The sequence below is a fragment of the Undibacterium sp. Ji22W genome (assembly GCF_049340305.1).
Taxonomy (GTDB): Bacteria; Pseudomonadota; Gammaproteobacteria; order Burkholderiales; family Burkholderiaceae_D; genus Undibacterium.
In genome coordinates this window covers 1-273 of record NZ_JBMPOU010000027.1, presented here as the reverse complement: position 1 = coordinate 273, position 273 = coordinate 1, and the positions used below count along the sequence as shown (strand labels likewise).

The following is a 273-nucleotide window of genomic DNA, read 5'->3' as shown; positions in this document are numbered from 1 at the left end:
CTGCCACCGATGATTATTTGAAAGAAGGCTCCGAATCCCTGATCGCCACGATTAGTGGTGTCACCGATACGAACAGTAAATATGAAGCAGTAGCGGTCGGCAGCAGCAACACAGCAAGCAGCGCGATAACCGATGAAGCCGTCCCCGCAGCAAGCGACACCGTCTATGCGCACATCAGTGTCGATGCAGCGAGTGTTGCCGAAGGTGGCGTCTTAACGTACACGGTCACCCTCAAAGACAGCAGCGGCAATGCCGTCAGTGTTCCAGTCGGCA

Annotated in this window: 1 protein-coding gene; it reads left to right on the top strand. The window is 55.3% G+C overall.

What is annotated here, in order from left to right:
• A partial coding sequence (locus ACO0KW_RS20440) for a hypothetical protein (protein ID WP_423055185.1) occupies nucleotides 1-273 on the top strand: 273 nt, incomplete at both ends.